The sequence below is a fragment of the Pseudomonas sp. R151218B TE3479 genome (genome assembly GCF_053629195.1).
In genome coordinates this window covers 2,803,377-2,820,930 of record NZ_JBRJHV010000001.1, presented here as the reverse complement: position 1 = coordinate 2,820,930, position 17,554 = coordinate 2,803,377, and the positions used below count along the sequence as shown (strand labels likewise).

General features: G+C 62.4%; 16 protein-coding genes. 7 read left to right on the top strand and 9 right to left on the bottom strand.

Going from position 1 to position 17,554, the window contains the following annotated elements:
• Positions 1–11: 11 nt before the first annotated feature.
• The 3 genes from trhO to AB7M32_RS12620 all read right to left on the bottom strand — a co-directional run bounded on the left by trhO (position 12) and on the right by AB7M32_RS12620 (position 2,071).
• The gene (gene trhO, locus AB7M32_RS12630) at positions 12–953 is read right to left on the bottom strand and encodes an oxygen-dependent tRNA uridine(34) hydroxylase TrhO (protein ID WP_072408456.1); all 942 of its coding nucleotides are present in this window, start codon (positions 951–953) and stop codon (positions 12–14) included.
• A 287-nt stretch (positions 954–1,240) separates the two neighbouring features.
• Entirely contained in the window at positions 1,241–1,540 is a 300-nt protein-coding gene (locus tag AB7M32_RS12625; RefSeq protein WP_060738604.1) for a BolA family protein, read from the bottom strand.
• 12 nt (positions 1,541–1,552) lie between these two features.
• Positions 1,553–2,071: a DUF2059 domain-containing protein gene (locus AB7M32_RS12620; protein ID WP_060738605.1), complete on the bottom strand. Its 519-nt coding sequence runs from the start codon at positions 2,069–2,071 to the stop codon at positions 1,553–1,555.
• 202 nt (positions 2,072–2,273) lie between these two features.
• Between AB7M32_RS12620 and AB7M32_RS12615 the strand changes: the two genes are divergently transcribed.
• Complete coding sequence (locus AB7M32_RS12615) at positions 2,274–3,668, top strand: class II fumarate hydratase (protein WP_454250080.1); 1,395 nt, start codon at positions 2,274–2,276, stop codon at positions 3,666–3,668.
• A gap of 188 nt (positions 3,669–3,856) precedes the next feature.
• Here AB7M32_RS12615 and AB7M32_RS12610 read toward each other — a convergent pair whose 3' ends face one another.
• Positions 3,857–4,819, bottom strand: coding sequence for a DMT family transporter (locus AB7M32_RS12610; protein WP_041475797.1), 963 nt, complete (start codon positions 4,817–4,819; stop codon positions 3,857–3,859).
• Between the two features lie 192 nt (positions 4,820–5,011).
• On the opposite strand from AB7M32_RS12610, the gene AB7M32_RS12605 reads away from it, so the two are divergent.
• Entirely contained in the window at positions 5,012–5,209 is a 198-nt protein-coding gene (locus tag AB7M32_RS12605) for a DUF6316 family protein (RefSeq protein WP_060738608.1), read from the top strand.
• A gap of 160 nt (positions 5,210–5,369) precedes the next feature.
• Here AB7M32_RS12605 and AB7M32_RS12600 read toward each other — a convergent pair whose 3' ends face one another.
• Together AB7M32_RS12600 and pap are read right to left on the bottom strand one after the other, a co-directional pair.
• Positions 5,370–6,554 (bottom strand): thiolase family protein, encoded by a 1,185-nt coding sequence (locus AB7M32_RS12600; RefSeq protein ID WP_454250079.1) that lies wholly within the window; start codon positions 6,552–6,554, stop codon positions 5,370–5,372.
• Positions 6,555–6,657: 103 nt separating this feature from the next.
• On the bottom strand, positions 6,658–8,172 hold the full coding sequence (pap, locus tag AB7M32_RS12595) for a polyphosphate:AMP phosphotransferase (protein WP_454250078.1): 1,515 nt from the start codon (positions 8,170–8,172) through the stop codon (positions 6,658–6,660).
• Positions 8,173–8,403: 231 nt separating this feature from the next.
• On the opposite strand from pap, the gene mnmC reads away from it, so the two are divergent.
• From mnmC to AB7M32_RS12570, 5 genes are all read left to right on the top strand, one after another.
• Complete coding sequence (mnmC, locus tag AB7M32_RS12590) at positions 8,404–10,386, top strand: bifunctional tRNA (5-methylaminomethyl-2-thiouridine)(34)-methyltransferase MnmD/FAD-dependent 5-carboxymethylaminomethyl-2-thiouridine(34) oxidoreductase MnmC (protein WP_454250077.1); 1,983 nt, start codon at positions 8,404–8,406, stop codon at positions 10,384–10,386.
• A 271-nt stretch (positions 10,387–10,657) separates the two neighbouring features.
• Positions 10,658–12,430, top strand: a complete 1,773-nt coding sequence (locus tag AB7M32_RS12585) for an N-acetylglutaminylglutamine amidotransferase (protein ID WP_454250076.1) — start codon at positions 10,658–10,660, stop codon at positions 12,428–12,430.
• 3 nt (positions 12,431–12,433) lie between these two features.
• Positions 12,434–14,179 (top strand): N-acetylglutaminylglutamine synthetase, encoded by a 1,746-nt coding sequence (gene ngg, locus AB7M32_RS12580; RefSeq protein WP_454250075.1) that lies wholly within the window; start codon positions 12,434–12,436, stop codon positions 14,177–14,179.
• Positions 14,180–14,380: 201 nt separating this feature from the next.
• Complete coding sequence (locus AB7M32_RS12575) at positions 14,381–15,571, top strand: osmoprotectant NAGGN system M42 family peptidase (RefSeq protein ID WP_072408470.1); 1,191 nt, start codon at positions 14,381–14,383, stop codon at positions 15,569–15,571.
• 199 nt (positions 15,572–15,770) lie between these two features.
• Positions 15,771–15,998, top strand: a complete 228-nt coding sequence (locus AB7M32_RS12570) for a YheU family protein (protein ID WP_003199186.1) — start codon at positions 15,771–15,773, stop codon at positions 15,996–15,998.
• Here AB7M32_RS12570 and csrA read toward each other — a convergent pair.
• The 3 genes from csrA to AB7M32_RS12555 form a co-directional block, all read right to left on the bottom strand.
• A complete protein-coding gene (gene csrA, locus AB7M32_RS12565) occupies positions 15,987–16,187 on the bottom strand; it encodes a carbon storage regulator CsrA (RefSeq protein WP_060738615.1) in 201 nt (66 codons plus the stop codon). The genes AB7M32_RS12570 and csrA overlap by 12 nt on opposite strands.
• Before the next feature lie 151 nt (positions 16,188–16,338).
• The gene (locus AB7M32_RS12560) at positions 16,339–16,671 is read right to left on the bottom strand and encodes a YnfA family protein (protein ID WP_454250074.1); all 333 of its coding nucleotides are present in this window, start codon (positions 16,669–16,671) and stop codon (positions 16,339–16,341) included.
• A gap of 57 nt (positions 16,672–16,728) precedes the next feature.
• Positions 16,729–17,544 (bottom strand): SDR family oxidoreductase, encoded by an 816-nt coding sequence (locus tag AB7M32_RS12555; protein WP_092197741.1) that lies wholly within the window; start codon positions 17,542–17,544, stop codon positions 16,729–16,731.
• Positions 17,545–17,554: the final 10 nt, after the last annotated feature.

Here is a 17,554-nt window from a genome sequence, read left to right as displayed (position 1 = left end):
GACGTCATGGTTCAAGCCTCGGAAGATGTTTGCTTGTAGTTGTAGCCGATCGGGTGCGGCATGTTGCGCGCCTTGGCCAACTCGATCTGTTTCTGCCGGTCGATGGCGCTGCGGCGGGTTTTCTCGCTCAGCTTATCCCAGCAATGCGGGCAACTGATGCCAGGCACATAGTGCTCCGAAGCGCGGTCTTCTACGCTCACCGGGGTACGACAAGCGTGACATTGATCGTAGTCCCCTTCGCTGAGGTCGTGGCGAACGGTCACGCGGTTATCGAACACGAAGCAGTCGCCGCGCCACTTGGTTTCTTCCTGAGGAACCTCTTCGAGGTATTTCAGGATGCCGCCCTTGAGGTGATAGACCTCGTCGAACCCCTGGCCAAGCATGTAGCTGGAGGCTTTTTCACAGCGAATGCCACCGGTGCAGAACATCGCGACTTTCTTGTGCCTGGCCGGGTCGAAGTGGGCCTTGATGTACTCGGGGAACTCGCGAAAGCTGGTGGTCTTGGGGTCGATGGCGCCTTCGAAGGTGCCGATGGACACTTCATAATCGTTGCGAGTGTCAATCAGCAGCACTTCCGGATCGCTGATCAGCGCGTTCCAGTCCCGCGGTTCGACGTAGGTGCCAACTTGCTTGTTCGGGTCCACGCCTTCGACGCCAAGGGTGACGATCTCTTTCTTGAGCTTGACCTTGGTGCGATAGAACGGCTGCTCATCGCAATACGACTCTTTATGGTCGATGTCGATCATGCGCGGATCGTTCTTGAGCCAGGCCAGCAGGCCGTCGATGCCTTCACGGGTGCCGGAGACCGTGCCGTTGATGCCTTCTTCGGCGATCAGCAACGTGCCTTTGATACCGTTGTCGAGCATGGCCTTGAGCAAGGGCTCACGCAGCTCGACGTAATCTTCCAGGGTGACGAACTTATACAGTGCCGCCACGACAATGGGTTGTGTCATGGGTGTTTCTCCAGGTGGCTACCCTCGTAAAGGGTGAACCGGATGCGAAAAAAAACGCGCCGGGTGAGCGGCGCGTTGGGGATTCTAACAAAAACCGGTGGGTTACAGGACTGCGATTCGAAGGCCTTCCTGTGGCGAGGGGATTTATCCACGCTGGGTTAAGCCAGCTGCAGGCAATCAGCCTGATACATCTGGGTGACGGCTTTCAGGGCCGCTTCGCAGCCCAACGGGGATAAATCCCCTCGCCACCGATAAAACCCTCACCAGCAGCAGTGCCCCTCAGCAAATCAGTGCTTGCTGCCACCGGCACAGGTCGGCGAAGCCGGGGCCGCATCGATCCGGGCCCATTCCTCGGGGGTGTAGGTGTGCAGCGCCAACGCATGGAATTCGCCCATCAGCTCGCCCAGCGTGCCATAGACCTTCTGGTGACGCTTGACGCGATTGAGCCCTTCGAACTGCTGGCTGACCACCACGGCCTTGAAGTGGGTCTGCAGGCCCCGGCTGTGCATGTGGCTCTCATCCAGCACTTGCAGATGCTCGGGCTGCAACAGCCCTAGCGTTGATTCGATGCGTTGTTGCATGCTCATACCGGGCTCCGCTTACGGCTTTTTCTTGGCTGGAGCGGCTTTTGGCTCGAGCTCGGCCGTCATGTCGGCCAGCAGCTTGTTGACCACCGGCACCGCGCTTTCAAGCTTGGCCTGGGTCAGTTGGGCCGATTGCTGGGTCAACTGTGGCATTTTTTCCAGGACTTTCTTGCCCAATGGCGACTGGTAGAAAGCGACCAGGTCCTTGAGCTCCGATTCGTTGAAGTTGCTGGTGTAGAGCTTGACCATGTCCGGCTTGAGCTTGTTCCAGCCGATGGCTTGGTCCAGCGCGGCATTGGCCTTGGCCTGGTAGGTTTCCAGGGTGGCTTTCTTCGACTCGGGGGCCTTGGTCTGTTCAAAGCGCTGGGCGAACATCTGCTGCACTTGCATGTACACCGGAGTGCCCAGTTTGTCAGCGTGCGCCAGGGTCAGGAACGCTTCGGCGCTGGCGTTGTGGCTGGCGGTATCGGCGAAAACAGGGCCGCTGGCACACACCAGAGCAACTGCGGTACAGATGGCACGAAGACGGGTCATCGAGTTTCCTTTCATTACAGGCGAGGTAAAACCCCAAGGGCGACCATTCTGCGCCTAAAAAACGCCGGGGCTCAACCCCGATGGTTGTTGGGTCCGATTGACGGGCCGAAGCCAGCGTTGCTGGATCGAGGGATGATTGAGGGAACCGGAGCCGCCCATCTGGGCCTAAACTGCGCATTCAGCCTTTAAGGAGTTTGACCCGATGAGCCGTATCGAAACCGACAGCCTTGGCCAGGTTGAAGTCCCGGACGACGCCTACTGGGGCGCGCAGACGCAGCGCTCCATGATCAACTTCGCCATTGGCAACGAACGCATGCCGCTGTCGGTGTTGCACGCCCTGGCGCTGATCAAGAAAGCCGCCGCAAGGGTCAACGACCGCAACGGAGACCTGCCCGCCGACATCGCCCGCTTGATCGAACAGGCCGCCGACGAAGTGTTGGCCGGCCAGCATGACGATCAGTTCCCGCTAGTGGTCTGGCAGACCGGCAGCGGGACCCAGAGCAACATGAACGTCAACGAAGTGATCGCCGGACGCGCCAACGAACTGGCTGGCAACCCCCGTGGCGGCAAGAGCCCGGTGCACCCCAATGATCATGTCAACCGTTCGCAGAGTTCCAACGACTGCTTCCCCACCGCCATGCACATCGCCGCCGCCCAGGCCGTCCATCAGCAATTGCTGCCGGCCATCGGCGAGCTGTCCGGCGGTCTCGCGGAACTGGCCGCACGCCACATGAAGTTGGTCAAGACCGGCCGCACCCACATGATGGATGCCACGCCGATCACCTTTGGCCAGGAACTGTCGGCGTTCATTGCCCAGCTCGATTACGCCGAACGGGCGATACGCGCCGCGCTACCGGCGGTCTGCGAATTGGCCCAGGGCGGCACGGCAGTGGGCACCGGGCTCAATTCACCCCATGGGTTCGGCGAAGCGATTGCCGCTGAACTGGCGGCGCTGTCGGGCCTACCGTTCGTCACCGCCCCCAACAAGTTTGCCGCGTTGGCCGGCCATGAACCCCTGACCTCGTTGTCCGGCGCACTGAAAACCCTCGCCGTGACCCTGATGAAAATCGCCAACGACCTGCGCCTGCTGAGCTCCGGGCCACGGGCCGGGTTCGCCGAGGTGAAATTGCCGGCCAACGAACCGGGCAGTTCCATCATGCCCGGCAAGGTCAACCCGACCCAGTGCGAAGCCTTGTCGATGCTGGCCTGCCAGGTCATGGGCAACGACGTGACCATCGGTTTCGCCGCCAGCCAGGGGCATTTGCAGTTGAACGTGTTCAAACCGGTGATCATCCATAACCTGCTGCAATCGATTCGCCTGTTGGCCGATGGCTGCAGCAACTTCCAGCAGCACTGCATCGCCGGGCTCGAGCCGGACGCCGAGCAGATGGCCGCGCACCTGGAACGTGGGTTGATGCTGGTGACCGCGCTGAACCCGCACATCGGCTACGACAAGTCAGCGGAAATCGCCAAGAAAGCCTACGGTGAAGGGCTGACCTTGCGCGAGGCGGCGTTGCAACTGGGGTACCTGACCGATGAAGAGTTCGATGCCTGGGTGAGGCCGGAGAATATGCTGGAAGCGGGTAGCCAGGGCTGAGTTTTGCGTTGATCGATTAGTGCGCTATCGCGAGCAAGCTCGCTCCCACAGGGGCAGCGTGAACCGCGATATTACATCCACTGAAGATCCACTTGTGGGAGCGAGCTTGCTCGCGATGAGGCCGGCAAGCTCGACATCATTGTAGCCTCACAAGCCGCTATCGCGAGCAAGCTCGCTCCCACGGCGGGCTAACGCCCGACAGCCAAACGCTCGCGCCGGGCCCTGAGCCCGGCGATCAGCGAGGGCCCCAAGGCAACCAGTGCCGAACCCAGTACCACCAGCACCGCCCCGCCATAGCCCAGCAGGTTGATCTGCTCGGCATGGACATAATCAGGCCACCACCAGGCCGCCATCGCCACTGCGGCGAAGGTCACCAGCGGCGTGATCGCCAGGGTCGCGCTGACCCGCGACGCTTCCCAATGGGCCAACGCTTCGGCAAACGCGCCATAGGCAATCAGGGTGTTGAGGCAGCAAGCGAGCAACAACCAGCCTTGCAATGGGCTTAATTGCAGCGCCTCCAACGGGTGCACCCAGGGTGTGAGCAGCAGCGCGCAGAACAGGTAGATCACCATCATCACCTGCAGCGAATTCCACACCGTCAACAATTGCTTCTGGCCCAGGGCATAGAACGTCCAGACCGTCGACGCCAGCAACACCATCAGCACCCCGGCGGTGTAGTCGCTCAGGGACGTCAGCAACTCGCCCAGGCGCTGGTTGAAAAACAGCGTGAAACCGATCAGCAGCACCAGCAGGCCGATGCCCTGCCCCACGCTGAACCGCTCCTTGAACACGAACAGGCTGGCGACCAGCAACATGATCGGCCCCATCTGCACCACCAGTTGCGCGGTGCCGGGGCTCAAGCGATTCAGGCCCATCAGGTACAGCACGTAGTTGCCCACCAGCCCGAGCACCGCCATCGCCACCAGCCAGCCGCCGCGAGGGCCGAGCACCTTGCGACTGGGCAGGCGCCGGGTGGCCGCCAAATAGATGAACAACAAACCGCCGGACACCAGCAAGCGAAACCAGGTCACGGTGACCGGGTCCATCACTTGCAGCACTTGCTTGAGCTTGATCGGCAGGATTCCCCAGAGCAGGGCGGTCAACAGGGCAAGGAACAAGCCGTAGACCCAGCGACCGGACGATATGTGCATGCAACCCTCGAAGCCCAAGACAAAGAATGCCCATTCTAGGCGTCTATCGCCCAGCAACACAGGAACAGTTGGGGATTATTTGAACCGGGTACGGATATGGCACATGGCCGCCTATCGGCTCGCCAAGCAGCCGTCAGCGTCAGCTCCTAAACTTCACTCAACCAGATTCCGCCGCCTCTTTTGGAGCCCCTCATGCTCGGCAAACGCGCCCAGGACCTCGCCCCTGCGATGGTCTTTCCCAGTGACCGGATTTGCCGGATAAACGGCGAATTTTACTTCAACACCCGGGAAGGCACCCAGGAAGGGCCGTTCGCCAGTCGCGAGGATGCGCTGCGGGAGGTGGAGGCGTATGTACAGCGAATGTTGCAACTGACGCAGGTCGCCAGCTAGCGCACCACTCTTTTGCTCCCGCTGGGCTCTGTAGGAGCTGGCGAAGCCTGCGATCTTTTGATCTTTCACTTGAGATTCAAGCGTCTGGGAAAAGATCGCAGCCTCGTTGCACTCGACAGCTCCTACGCAGTCCAGTCGCCACAAAAGCGCTGTACCATGCTTATCTCACCGCCTCGAACAACCCCGTAGCCCCCATTCCGCCGCCCACGCACATGGTCACGATGCCGTAACGCAGGTTGCGCCGTTGCAGCTCACGCACCAGATGCCCCACCTGTCGCGAACCGGTCATGCCGAACGGATGGCCAATGGAGATCGAGCCGCCGTTGACGTTGTATTTCCCTGGATCGATTTCCAGCCGGTCGCGGCTGTACAGGCACTGGGAAGCGAACGCCTCGTTGAGTTCCCACAGGTCGATATCGGCGATCTGCAAGCCCTTGGCCTTGAGCAGCTTGGGCACCGAAAACACCGGGCCAATGCCCATTTCGTCCGGCTCGCAACCGGCGACCGTAAAGCCGCGGAAAAACGCCTTGGGCTTGAGCCCCAGGGCTAGGGCCTTTTCCAGGCTCATCACCAAGGTCATCGAAGCCCCGTCGGACAACTGCGAGGAGTTGCCCGCCGTCACCGACCCGTCTTCGGCGAACACCGGCTTCAAGCCGGCCAGGCTTTCATAGGTGGTGTCGGGACGGTTGCAATCATCACGATCGACCACGCCATCGAGCATCTGCACGGCACCCGTGTTCTTGTCCTCGACCCGGTACTTGACCGCCATCGGGATGATTTCGTCATCGAACAACCCGGCCGCCTGGGCCTTGGCGGTGCGTTGCTGGCTCTGCAAGGCGTAGCGATCCTGCTCCTCGCGGCTGACCTGGTAACGACGGGCGACGATCTCGGCGGTCTGGCCCATGGGAAAATAAATCCCGGGCACCTGCTCCTTGAGCAGCGGGTTGATCAGGTTGTCGGTGTTGACGCTTTTCATCGTCAGGCTGATGGACTCCACTCCGCCGGCCACGATGATGTCGCTGCAACCGGAAGCGATCTGGTTGGCGGCGATAGCAATGGCTTGCAGGCCCGAAGAACAGAAACGGTTGAGGGTCATGCCGGCCGTGCCGATGCCCAATTTCGAGAGCACCGCCACATTGCGCCCGATGTTGTAGCCCTGGGCACCTTCATTGGACCCGGCCCCGACGATGCAGTCCTCGACACTGGCCGGGTCGATGTCGTTGCGCGCCAGCAAGGCATTGACGCAATGGGCCGCCATGTCATCCGGACGGGTCATGTTGAACTTGCCACGAAAGGACTTGGCCAGGCCGGTCCGTACGCTGTCGACGATCACCACTTCACGCATGGCTGTACCTCATTGTTGTAGTCGGTTGAGAGTGGATCGAGCATAGATCCACTGGATAACCGACCGCGACAATCATTCACCTCGCGTATGCGCGCCCATCGCCCTAGCGCTTCTTCTTGCGAGCCTGTTTCGCACTGCGTTCGAAAGCCGTCTCCAGCGCCTGGTTGAGGGTGCGCAACACCTTGACCCGCGCCCAGCGCTTGTCGTTGGCCTCCACCAAGGTCCAGGGGGCAATCTCGGTGCTGGTGCGGTCGACCATATCGCACACCGCGGCGCGGTAGGCCTCCCACTTGTCGCGGTTGCGCCAGTCATCCTCGGTGATCTTGAAGCGCTTGAACGGGATGTCCTCGCGCTCCTGGAAACGCTCCAGCTGGGTTTCCTTGTCGATGGCCAGCCAGAACTTGACCACCACCACGCCGGCATCGGCGAGCTGTTCCTCGAAGTCGTTGATTTCCCCGTAGGCCCGCAACCAGTCGGCCTGGCTGCAAAACCCTTCGACCCGCTCCACCAACACCCGGCCGTACCAGGAGCGGTCGAACATGGTGAACTTGCCGCGTGCGGGAATATGCCGCCAGAACCGCCACATGTAGGGGTGGGCGCGCTCTTCTTCCGTGGGCGCGGCAATGGGCACGATGCTGTATTGGCGCGGGTCCAGGGCCGCCGTGACCCGCCGGATCGCCCCGCCCTTGCCCGCCGCGTCATTGCCTTCGAACACCGCCACCAGGGCATGCTGGCGCATGCGTTTGTCCCGCAGCAGCCCGGCGAAGCGCGCCTGCTCGGTGATCAGTTGTTCTTCGTAGTCGGCCTTGTCCAGGCGCCGGGTCATGTCCAGGCTGTCGAGCAACGTGATCTGGCCATCCAACTCGGCCAGCGGCGCCACGCTGACCTTTTGCGGCTTGATCTTCGGCCGGTCCAGGGCCTGGCGCAAACCGTCGAGCAGGATCCGCCCGACGGTGAGGCTGCGATAACAGCTGTCCACGCCTTCGATCACATGCCACGGCGCGTAATCGCGACTGGTGCGGCGCAACACACGCTCGCCGTATTTGACGAACTTGTCATAGGTCTGGGACTGCTGCCAATCCAGCGGGCTGATGCGCCAACTGTGCAAGGGGTCATCCTTGAGCCCCTTGAGCCGGGCCTTCATCTGCTTCTTGGACAGGTGGAACCAGAACTTGAAGATCAGCGCGCCTTCGTCGCAGAGCATTTTTTCCAGGCGCTCGGCACCGGCGATCGCCTGGTCGAGCCGTGGGTCCTTGAATTCGCCATGGACCCGGCCTTGCAGCATCTGGCTGTACCAGTTGCCGAAGAAAATCCCCATGCGCCCCTTGGCCGGCAGCATCCGCCAATAACGCCACGCGGGAGGCCGCGCCAGTTCCTCGTCGGTCTGCTGGTCGAAGGTGCGCACTTCGATCAGCCGCGGGTCCATCCATTCATTGAGCAACTTCACCGTCTCGCCCTTGCCCGCACCTTCGATGCCGTTGATCAACACGATGACCGGAAACCGACCCTGCTGCTGCAACTCGAACTGCGCTTCCAGCAGTGCTTCACGCAGGGCCGGCACCTCGGCTTCAAAGGTGTCTTTATCGATGACGTGACCGATTTCAGCGGATTCAAACATGGACAGCTCCTTCCAAGGCTTGGGGCAAGACTAGCGGATTGGATGCGGCCCGTGTAGGAGCTGTGTAGGAGCTGTCGAGTGCAACGAGGCTGCGATCTTGTCCCAGTCAATTGAGTCTCGTGCGAAAGATCGCAGCCTCGTTGCACTCGCCAGCTCCTACGGATGCGTATGCACAGGAGCAATCGGTAATCGATCGGCTAGAATGGCTGCCTTGTTTCGACCGAGCCTGCCATGACGCCCGTACAGCACCACGCCCAACTCGACTGGGACGATCAGGGTCGCCCGCGTTCGCGGGTGTTCGACGACGTGTATTTCTCCGATCAGTCCGGGCTGGAAGAAACCCGTTACGTGTTCCTCGAGCAGAACAACCTGGCCGAGCGCTTTGCCGCGCTGCCCGCCGACGGGCGCCTGGTGATCGGCGAAACCGGCTTTGGCACCGGCTTGAACTTCCTCTGCGCCTGGCAGTTGTTCGAACAATGCGCACCGACCGGGGCGCGACTGCATTTCGTCAGCGTCGAGAAGTATCCATTGACCCCGCAGGACTTGTGTCGGGCCCTGGCCCTCTGGCCGCAGCTCGCCCTCCAGGCCGAGCAACTGCTTGGGCAATACGTGGCGATCCATCAGGGTTTCCAGCGCCTGGTCCTGGCCAATGGGCGGGTGACACTGACCCTGTTGATCGGCGACGCCCTGGAGCAGTTGCCGCAACTGGACGGGCAGATCGACGCTTGGTTTCTGGACGGTTTCGCACCGGCCCGGAACCCCGAGATGTGGACCGCCGAGCTGTTCGCCGAACTGGCCCGGCTCGCCGCACCCGGCGCCACCCTCAGCACCTTCACCAGCACCGGCTGGGTCCGGCGTTTGCTGAACGCGGCGGGCTTCAAGATGAAGCGCACGCCGGGCATCGGCCATAAGTGGGAAATCCTGCGCGGCGTGTTTCTTGGCTGGCCGGAGCAGACAGCGGCGCCATCCCCGGCAAAACCCTGGTACGCCCGCCCCGTGCCCCCCACTGGCGAGCGCCGGGCCCTGGTGATCGGGGGCGGCCTGGCCGGTTGTGCCAGCGCGGCGAGCCTCGCCGCCCGTGGCTGGCAGGTGACGCTGCTGGAGCGGCATGCCGGGTTGGCCGAGGAGGCCTCCGGCAACCCCCAGGGCGTGCTGTACCTCAAGTTGTCGGCCCACGGCACCGCGTTGTCGCAGATGATCCTCAGCGGCTTCGGCTACACCCGACGCGTGCTGGAGCAACTGCAACGCGGCGTTGACTGGGATGCCTGTGGCGTCTTGCAGTTGGCCTTCAACAGCAAGGAAGCCGAACGCCAGGCACAACTGGCCGAGGCATTCCCACCGGAGTTACTGCACACCCTGGATCAGTCCGAGGCCCAGGCCCGATCCGGCATCGGCCTGGCCTGTGGAGGCTTGTTTTATCCCGAGGGCGGCTGGGTGCATCCGCCGGCGTTGTGTCGCTGGCAAGCCTCGGGACCGGCGATCGATGTGCAACCCCATCATGACGTGCTACACCTGCGCCGCGTCGACGGCCAATGGCAGGCGTGGGACAGCGAACGCTGCCTGGCCAGTGCGCCGGTAGTGATCCTCGCCAGTGCTGCCGAGATCAAACGCTTCGAACCGGCTGCCGACTTGCCGCTCAAGCGCATTCGCGGGCAGATCACCTGTCTGCCGCAAACCCGTGGCAGCCAGAGCCTGGCGACGGTGGTCTGCGCCGAAGGTTATGTGGCGCCGCCGCGGCAGGGCGAACACACCCTGGGTGCCAGTTTCGATTTCAACAGCGACGACCTGACCCCCACCGCCGCCGAGCACGCCGGCAACCTGCGGATGCTCGAAGAAATCTCCCAAGATCTGGTGCAGCGCTTGAACGCCGCTACCTTGGACCCGGAGCACCTCCAAGGCCGCGTGGCGTTTCGTTGCACCAGCCCGGATTACCTGCCGATTGTCGGACCGTTGGCCGACCGCGAGGCCTTTACCGACGCCTATGCGGCCCTGGGCAAAGACGCCCGCCAAGTACCGGACGCCCCCTGCCCGTGGCTCGAGGGCCTGTACATCAACAGCGGCCACGGTTCCCGAGGCCTGATCACCGCGCCCCTGTCGGGCGAACTGATCGCCGCCTGGCTGGACAACGAACCACTGCCACTGCCTCGCAGCGTGGCCGAGGCCTGCCACCCGAACCGGTTTGCGTTACGGGCCTTGATTCGGGGCAAGGCTTAGCACCGACTTCTTAAGACTTCCCACACCCCCTGTGGGAGCGAGCTTGCTCGCGATAGCGTACGGTCAGTCAACTCAGCGACCAACTGATCCACCGCTATCGCGAGCAAGCTCGCTCCCGCAAGGGCCGCGCAACATTCAACCCAACCCCGCCCGCCTGCTTATAACGCATCGATCTAAAACTCACAGCAATCCCTCCGGTCAGTTTCAGGGTACCTGCCCTTTTGGCGCGTGCTGCTTGACCCCTCCCCAACGGAAAAACCGGTAAGGACTTATGTGCGGATTAGCTGGAGAGTTACGTTTCGATCAACAACCTGCGGACCTTGCGGCCGTAGAGCGAATCACCCATCACCTGGCCCCTCGCGGCCCTGACGCGTGGGGTTTTCATAGCCAGGGGCCGATTGCCCTGGGCCATCGACGCCTGAAAATCATGGACCTGTCGGACGGCTCGGCCCAGCCGATGATCGACAATCAATTGGGCCTGTCCCTGGCCTTCAACGGTGCGATCTACAACTACCCGGAACTGCGCACCGAACTTGAAGCCCTGGGCTACACCTTCTACTCCGGTGGCGACACCGAAGTGCTGCTCAAGGGCTACCACGCCTGGGGCGAAGCACTGCTGCCCAAGCTCAACGGCATGTTCGCGTTCGCCATCTGGGAGCGCGATGCCAAGCGGCTGTTCATCGCCCGCGACCGCCTCGGCGTCAAGCCGCTGTACCTGTCGCGCACCGGCCAGCGTCTACGCTTCGCCTCGGCATTGCCGGCCCTGCTCAAAGGCGGCGACATCAACCCCATGCTCGACCCGGTGGCCCTCAACCATTATCTGAATTTCCACGCGGTGGTCCCGGCGCCACGCACCCTGCTGGCCGGTGTTGAAAAACTGCCGCCCGCTACTTGGATGCGGATCGAAGCCGACGGTACCACTGAGCAGAAAACCTGGTGGACCCTGCCCTACGGCCCTCGGGCCGATGAACAGCACCTGAACCTGGAAGACTGGACCGACCGTGTGCTCGACAGCACCCGTGAAGCCGTCGCCATTCGCCAGCGTGCCGCCGTGGATGTCGGCGTGCTGCTGTCCGGGGGCGTCGACTCAAGCATGTTGGTGGGTCTGTTGCGGGAAGTGGGTGTGGAAGACCTGTCCACGTTCTCAATCGGTTTCCAGGATGCCGGTGGCGAGCGCGGTGACGAATTCCAATATTCGGACCTGATCGCCAAGCACTACGGCACCCGCCACCACCAATTGCGCATCGACGAAAAAGAGATCATCGAGCAACTGCCCGCGGCGTTCCGCGCCATGAGCGAGCCGATGGTCAGCCACGACTGCATCGCCTTCTACCTGCTGTCGCGGGAAGTGGCCAAGCATTGCAAAGTCGTGCAAAGCGGCCAGGGCGCCGACGAGCTGTTCGCCGGTTACCACTGGTACCCGCAGGTCGATGGCGCCAGCGATCCGTACGCCGCCTATCGCGCTGCGTTCTTCGACCGCAGCTACGAAGAATATGCCGCTACTGTGCAGCCCAACTGGCTGACGGCCAATGACGCGGCCGGTGACTTCGTCAAGGAGCATTTCGCCCAACCCGGGGCCGATGCCGCGGTGGACAAGGCCCTGCGCCTGGACAGCACCGTGATGCTGGTGGACGACCCGGTCAAGCGCGTCGACAACATGACCATGGCCTGGGGCCTGGAAGCGCGCACGCCGTTCCTGGACTACCGCTTGGTGGAGCTTTCGGCCCGGGTCCCGGCGCAGTTCAAGCTGCCCGATGGCGGCAAGCAGGTGCTCAAGGAAGCCGCCCGACGGGTGATCCCCAGCGAGGTGATCGACCGCAAGAAAGGTTATTTCCCAGTGCCAGGCCTCAAGCATCTGGAAGGCCACACCCTGGCCTGGGTCCGCGAACTGCTGCTGGATCCGAGCCAGGATCGCGGCCTGTTCAACCCGGCCATGCTCGACCGCCTGCTCACCGACCCCAACGGACAGCTCACGCCGTTGCGCGGTTCGCGGCTGTGGCAACTGGCGGCGCTGAACCTGTGGCTCAGCGAGCAAGGAATCTGATCGATGAAACCTCACGCAACCGTTCACAACCAACGCCTCTTGCGCGGCCAGGCGCCTTCTTATGAACGCCTGCAGGCACGCTTGGCCGAAGACGGCAGCGAATTGGGCGCCGACCCGATCGCGGTGCATTGCGGCTGGGGCCGACTGCTGATCGGCCACACCTTCCCGGACCCGGCGAGCCTGGCCCGGGAACTGCTCAACGAACAACCCGGTGAACGCGACATTGCCTTGTACGTGGCCGCGCCCCAGCAAGTGCTGGGGCTGGAACCGGCGCAACTGTTCCTCGATCCATCCGACACCTTGCGCCTGTGGTTCAGCGACTATCGCCAGTCCACCCGGGTGTTTCGCGGTTTCCGGATTCGCCGGGCCCAGAGCGAGACCGACTGGCAGGCCATCAACCAGCTCTACCAGGCCCGGGGCATGTTGCCCATCGACCCGCACCGTTTGACCCCGCGTCACGAGGGTGGTCCGGTGTACTGGCTGGCCGAAGACGACGACACTGGCGCGGTGATCGGCAGCGTCATGGGCCTGAATCACCAGAAAGCCTTCAACGATCCGGAAAACGGCAGCAGCCTCTGGTGCCTGGCCGTAGACCCGCAATGTTCACGGCCCGGTGTGGGCGAAGTACTGGTGCGCCATCTCATCGAACATTTCATGAGCCGGGGCTTGAGCTACCTCGACCTGTCGGTACTGCATGACAATCGCCAGGCGAAAAACCTCTACGCCAAGCTTGGTTTTCGCAATCTCTCGACCTTCGCCATCAAACGCAAGAACGGCATCAACCAGCCGTTGTTCCTCGGCCCGGGCCCCGAGGCGCAGTTCAACCCCTATGCTCGAATCATTGTCGAAGAAGCTCACCGTCGCGGCATCGAAGTGCAGGTGGACGATGCCGAGGCCGGCTTGTTCACACTCATCCACGGGAGCCGCCGGGTGCGCTGCCGAGAATCCCTGAGCGACTTGACCAGCGCCATCAGCATGACCTTGTGCCAGAACAAAAGCCTGACCCACAAGGTGCTGAAAAGCGCCGGCCTGAACCTGCCGGCCCAACAGTTGGCGGGCAATGCCGATGACAACCTGGCGTTCCTCGATGAGCACGAACGGGTGGTGGTCAAGCCGCTGGACGGGGAACAGGGCCAAGGCGTGGCGGTGGATCTGCGCACCATCGAGGAAGTGCAGAGCGCCATCGAGACGGCTCGGCAGTTCGATAGCCAGGTGTTGCTGGAAAGCTTCCACGAAGGGCTGGACCTGCGCATCCTGGTGATCGGCTTTGAAGTGGTGGCGGCGGCAATCCGGCGTCCGGCGGAGGTGATCGGCGACGGCCGGCACACCATCGGCGCGCTGATTGAAGCCCAAAGCCGCCGACGGCAGGCCGCCACGGGCGGCGAAAGCAAGATCCCGATGGATGCCGAGACCCTGCGCACACTCAACGCGGCGGGGTTCGACTACGACAGCGTGCTGTCGGCCGGGGAACACCTGTTCGTCCGGCGTACAGCGAACCTGCATACCGGCGGCGTGCTGGAGGATGTCACCGCCATCCTGCATCCGACCCTCGTCGATGCGGCGGTGCGCGCCGCGCGGGCGTTGGACATTCCGATGGTCGGCCTCGACCTGCTGGTGCCGGCGGCCGATCAACCCGAGTACGTGTTCATCGAAGCCAACGAACGCGCCGGCCTGGCCAACCACGAACCCCAACCCACCGCCGAGCGCTTTGTGGATTTGTTGTTTCCTCATAGCCAGACGGTGGCCTAGCAGAAGTGTGGTGCCTGAACAGTCCCCATCGCGAGCAAGCTCGCTCCCACATGGAATTTTTGGTGTTTATACATTCTGTGTTCACTGCAGAAACCCTGTGGGAGCGAGCTTGCTCGCGATAAGGCCAGTGCAGGCACCGTCATCCAACAGTCGGACTCACTCATCGAAACCATCGATGCGCTTAACCCATCAGGAGTTTCCATGATCAGTAAAATTCCCGAACCGGATCTCGAATACCTGCAGAAGGTCCTGCTGGAAATGCTCGCCATTCCCAGCCCCACCGGCTTTACCGACACCATCGTGCGCTACGTCGCCGAGCGGCTCGAGGAGCTGGGTATCGCGTTCGAAATGACCCGTCGCGGCACGATCCGCGCCACGCTCAAGGGCCGCAAAAGCAGCCCCGACCGGGCCGTCTCGGCGCACCTTGATACCATCGGTGCCGCAGTGCGGGCCATCAAGGACAACGGTCGCCTGACCCTGGCCCCGGTAGGTTGCTGGTCCAGCCGGTTCGCCGAAGGCAGCCGGGTCAGCTTGTTCACCGACACCGGCGTGATTCGCGGCAGCGTGCTGCCGTTGATGGCGTCCGGGCACGCGTTCAACACCGCCGTGGACGAAATGCCCATCAGTTGGGACCACATCGAATTACGCCTGGACGCCTATTGCGCCACCCGCGCCGACTGCGAAACCCTGGGGGTGGGCATTGGCGATTACGTGGCCTTCGATCCCCTGCCGGAATTCACCGAAAGCGGCCACATCAGCGCCCGGCACCTGGACGACAAGGCCGGGGTCGCGGCGCTGCTGGCGGCGCTCAAGGCGATTGTCGACAGCGGTGAAGAACTGCTGATCGATTGTCACCCACTGTTCACCATCACCGAGGAAACCGGCAGCGGCGCCGCGGCCGCGCTGCCTTGGGACGTCAGCGAATTCGTCGGCATCGACATCGCCCCCGTCGCCCCCGGCCAGCACTCGAGCGAACATTCGGTCAGCGTGGCGATGCAGGACTCCGGAGGCCCCTACGACTATCACCTGTCGCGGCACTTGCTGAAACTGGCCAAGGAGAACGACATATCGGCACGCCGCGACCTGTTCCGCTACTACTTCAGCGACGCTCATTCGGCCATCACCGCCGGCCACGATATCCGTACCGCCCTGCTCGCCTTCGGCTGCGACGCCACTCATGGCTACGAGCGTACCCACATCGACAGCCTGGCCGCCCTCAGCCGCCTGCTCGGCGCCTACATTCTCAGCCCACCGGTGTTCGCCAGCGACGCACAACCGTCCCAAGGCTCGCTGGACCGCTTCAGTCACCAGATCGAGCACGATGCACAAATGGAAAGCGATACTCGGGTGCCGTCGGTGGACAGCCTGGTGGGGCAGCGGTCGGATAGCTGATCCAAGCATTTCACTGCCTGGAATATCGCCATCGCGAGCAAGCTCGCTCCCACATTGAGTCTTCAGTGCGGCTCAGAACCCTGTGGGAGCGAGCTTGCTCGCGATGAGGCCAAGACAAGCAACCACAAACCGAAACCCCAGGCTAGCCGCAAAAGCCCATTGGCCGTAGCATCGCCTCATTGTCTAGCCGAGGTACCCCATGCTCATCCCCCACGACCAACTCGAAGTCGACACACTCACTCGCCTTATCGAGGATTTCGTGACCCGCGACGGCACCGACAACGGTGACGACACGCCCCTGGAAACGCGGGTTCTACGGGTCCGGCAAGCACTGACCAAAGGCCAGGCGTTGATCGTCTTCGACCCCGAAAGCGAACAGTGCCAACTGATGCTCAAGCACGATGTGCCCAAGCACCTATTCGACTGAACACGCCTTGCGGGCGGCGTGGGCCTTTTTCCTCTGGATCTTTTCGTAGATTTCGGAGCGATGGACATCGACGTGCCGTGGCGCTTCCACGCCAAAACGCACGGTGGTGCCGCTGACCGACAGCACACGGACGGAAATATCGTCACCGATGGAAATCAACTCACCCACAGCGCGGCTTAATACGAGCATGGTCCTTGTCCTTAAGAATGTCTGGACCCTGACCATGCCCGGCCCGCCTCTCGTTCTCAAGACACCGACGAGAATTCAGTAAGGCCCTACAAGCAAAGTTCTTGCGACTGAAGGAAACTTCCTGCAAAACCCTCCCGGACCGTAGGTGATTTCAGGACGCCGAGAGCCGCGGGCCGAATAGAATCACGCTCGCCCCCAACACGCAGAGCGCCACGCCAATCCAGTCGGAACCCAGTGGCCGGACCCGCTCCACCACGGCCAGCCAGCCAATCGAGGCAATGATGTAGATGCCGCCATAGGCGGCGTAGGCCCGCCCGGCGTACGTCGCTTCGATGCGAGTCAGCAACAGGGCGAAGAAGGTCAGGCTGAGTAGCGCCGGGGCAATCCACCAGGCGCTCTTGCCTTGGCGCAGCCACATCCAGAAGGCGTAGCAACCGGCGATTTCAAACAGCGCGGCGAGAAAAAACCACAAGTAATTGAGCATGCAGATGTCCATCAGGAAGGCCGAATGGCGCCATCCTGAGGACATCGGGCAGCCAGGTCAATTCAGGTTCTGCCGGGCCTTGGCGCGCATCTTGTCGGCCATGACGGTCATTTCGTCGTACAGCAACTGTGGGTTCTTCTGCTTGAGGGCCCACGCCATGCGCCCCTGTTCATGGGGCAGGATCATGAACTGGCCCTGGGCGACTTGTTGATAGATGTAGTCGGCAATGTCGGCGGCGCTGATCGGCGAGCTTTCCAGCAATTTGCCCACCTGGGCCTTCATGGCCGGGGTCGGACCGCGAAAGGAGTCCAGCAGATTGGTCTGGAAGAACGAGGGGCACACTACGTGTACGCCTACCTCCTGCTGCGCCAATTCCACCAACAGGCTTTCCGACAACGCCACCACACCGGCCTTGGCCACGTTGTAGTTGCTCATGGCTGGTCCCTGCATCAAGGCGGCCATGGAAGCAATGTTGATGATCTTGCCGCGGCTTTTTTCCAGCAGCGGCAGGAACGCCTTGCAGCCCTTGACCACGCCCATCAGGTTGATCGCGATCTGCCAGTCCCAATCCTCCAGGGAGAGTTCGCTGAAGAACCCGCCCGAGGCGACGCCAGCATTGTTGACGATGATATCGATGCCGCCGAGCTTCTCTTCGCAAGCCTGGGCGAACGCAGTCAATTGGCTGTAGTCGCGCACATCGCAGCGCTGGATGAAGCCGTCGCCACCCGCCGCGCGCACGAGTTTGAGGGTTTCCACAAGGCCTGGTTCGCTGACATCCGATAAGGCCAGGCGCCAGCCTTCGCGGGCCCAGCGCAGCGCGATTTCGCGACCCAGGCCGGAGCCGGCACCAGTGATCATCATGCGATTTTGCATAGCAAACAGC

Excerpts from the sequence above, each read along its gene's own strand:
- AB7M32_RS12575 (WP_072408470.1), top strand. The coding sequence starts at position 14,381 with ATGATCAGTAAAATTCCCGAACCGGATCTCGAATACCTGCAGAAGGTC.
- trhO (WP_072408456.1), bottom strand. The coding sequence starts at position 953 with ATGACACAACCCATTGTCGTGGCGGCACTGTATAAGTTCGTCACCCTG.
- AB7M32_RS12570 (WP_003199186.1), top strand. The coding sequence starts at position 15,771 with ATGCTCATCCCCCACGACCAACTCGAAGTCGACACACTCACTCGCCTT.
- AB7M32_RS12610 (WP_041475797.1), bottom strand. The coding sequence starts at position 4,819 with ATGCACATATCGTCCGGTCGCTGGGTCTACGGCTTGTTCCTTGCCCTG.
- AB7M32_RS12555 (WP_092197741.1), bottom strand. The coding sequence starts at position 17,544 with ATGCAAAATCGCATGATGATCACTGGTGCCGGCTCCGGCCTGGGTCGC.
- AB7M32_RS12625 (WP_060738604.1), bottom strand. The coding sequence starts at position 1,540 with ATGAGCATGCAACAACGCATCGAATCAACGCTAGGGCTGTTGCAGCCC.
- AB7M32_RS12585 (WP_454250076.1), top strand. The coding sequence starts at position 10,658 with ATGTGCGGATTAGCTGGAGAGTTACGTTTCGATCAACAACCTGCGGAC.
- AB7M32_RS12600 (WP_454250079.1), bottom strand. The coding sequence starts at position 6,554 with ATGCGTGAAGTGGTGATCGTCGACAGCGTACGGACCGGCCTGGCCAAG.
- pap (WP_454250078.1), bottom strand. The coding sequence starts at position 8,172 with ATGTTTGAATCCGCTGAAATCGGTCACGTCATCGATAAAGACACCTTT.
- csrA (WP_060738615.1), bottom strand. The coding sequence starts at position 16,187 with ATGCTCGTATTAAGCCGCGCTGTGGGTGAGTTGATTTCCATCGGTGAC.
- AB7M32_RS12620 (WP_060738605.1), bottom strand. The coding sequence starts at position 2,071 with ATGACCCGTCTTCGTGCCATCTGTACCGCAGTTGCTCTGGTGTGTGCC.
- AB7M32_RS12615 (WP_454250080.1), top strand. The coding sequence starts at position 2,274 with ATGAGCCGTATCGAAACCGACAGCCTTGGCCAGGTTGAAGTCCCGGAC.
- ngg (WP_454250075.1), top strand. The coding sequence starts at position 12,434 with ATGAAACCTCACGCAACCGTTCACAACCAACGCCTCTTGCGCGGCCAG.
- AB7M32_RS12605 (WP_060738608.1), top strand. The coding sequence starts at position 5,012 with ATGCTCGGCAAACGCGCCCAGGACCTCGCCCCTGCGATGGTCTTTCCC.
- AB7M32_RS12560 (WP_454250074.1), bottom strand. The coding sequence starts at position 16,671 with ATGCTCAATTACTTGTGGTTTTTTCTCGCCGCGCTGTTTGAAATCGCC.
- mnmC (WP_454250077.1), top strand. The coding sequence starts at position 8,404 with ATGACGCCCGTACAGCACCACGCCCAACTCGACTGGGACGATCAGGGT.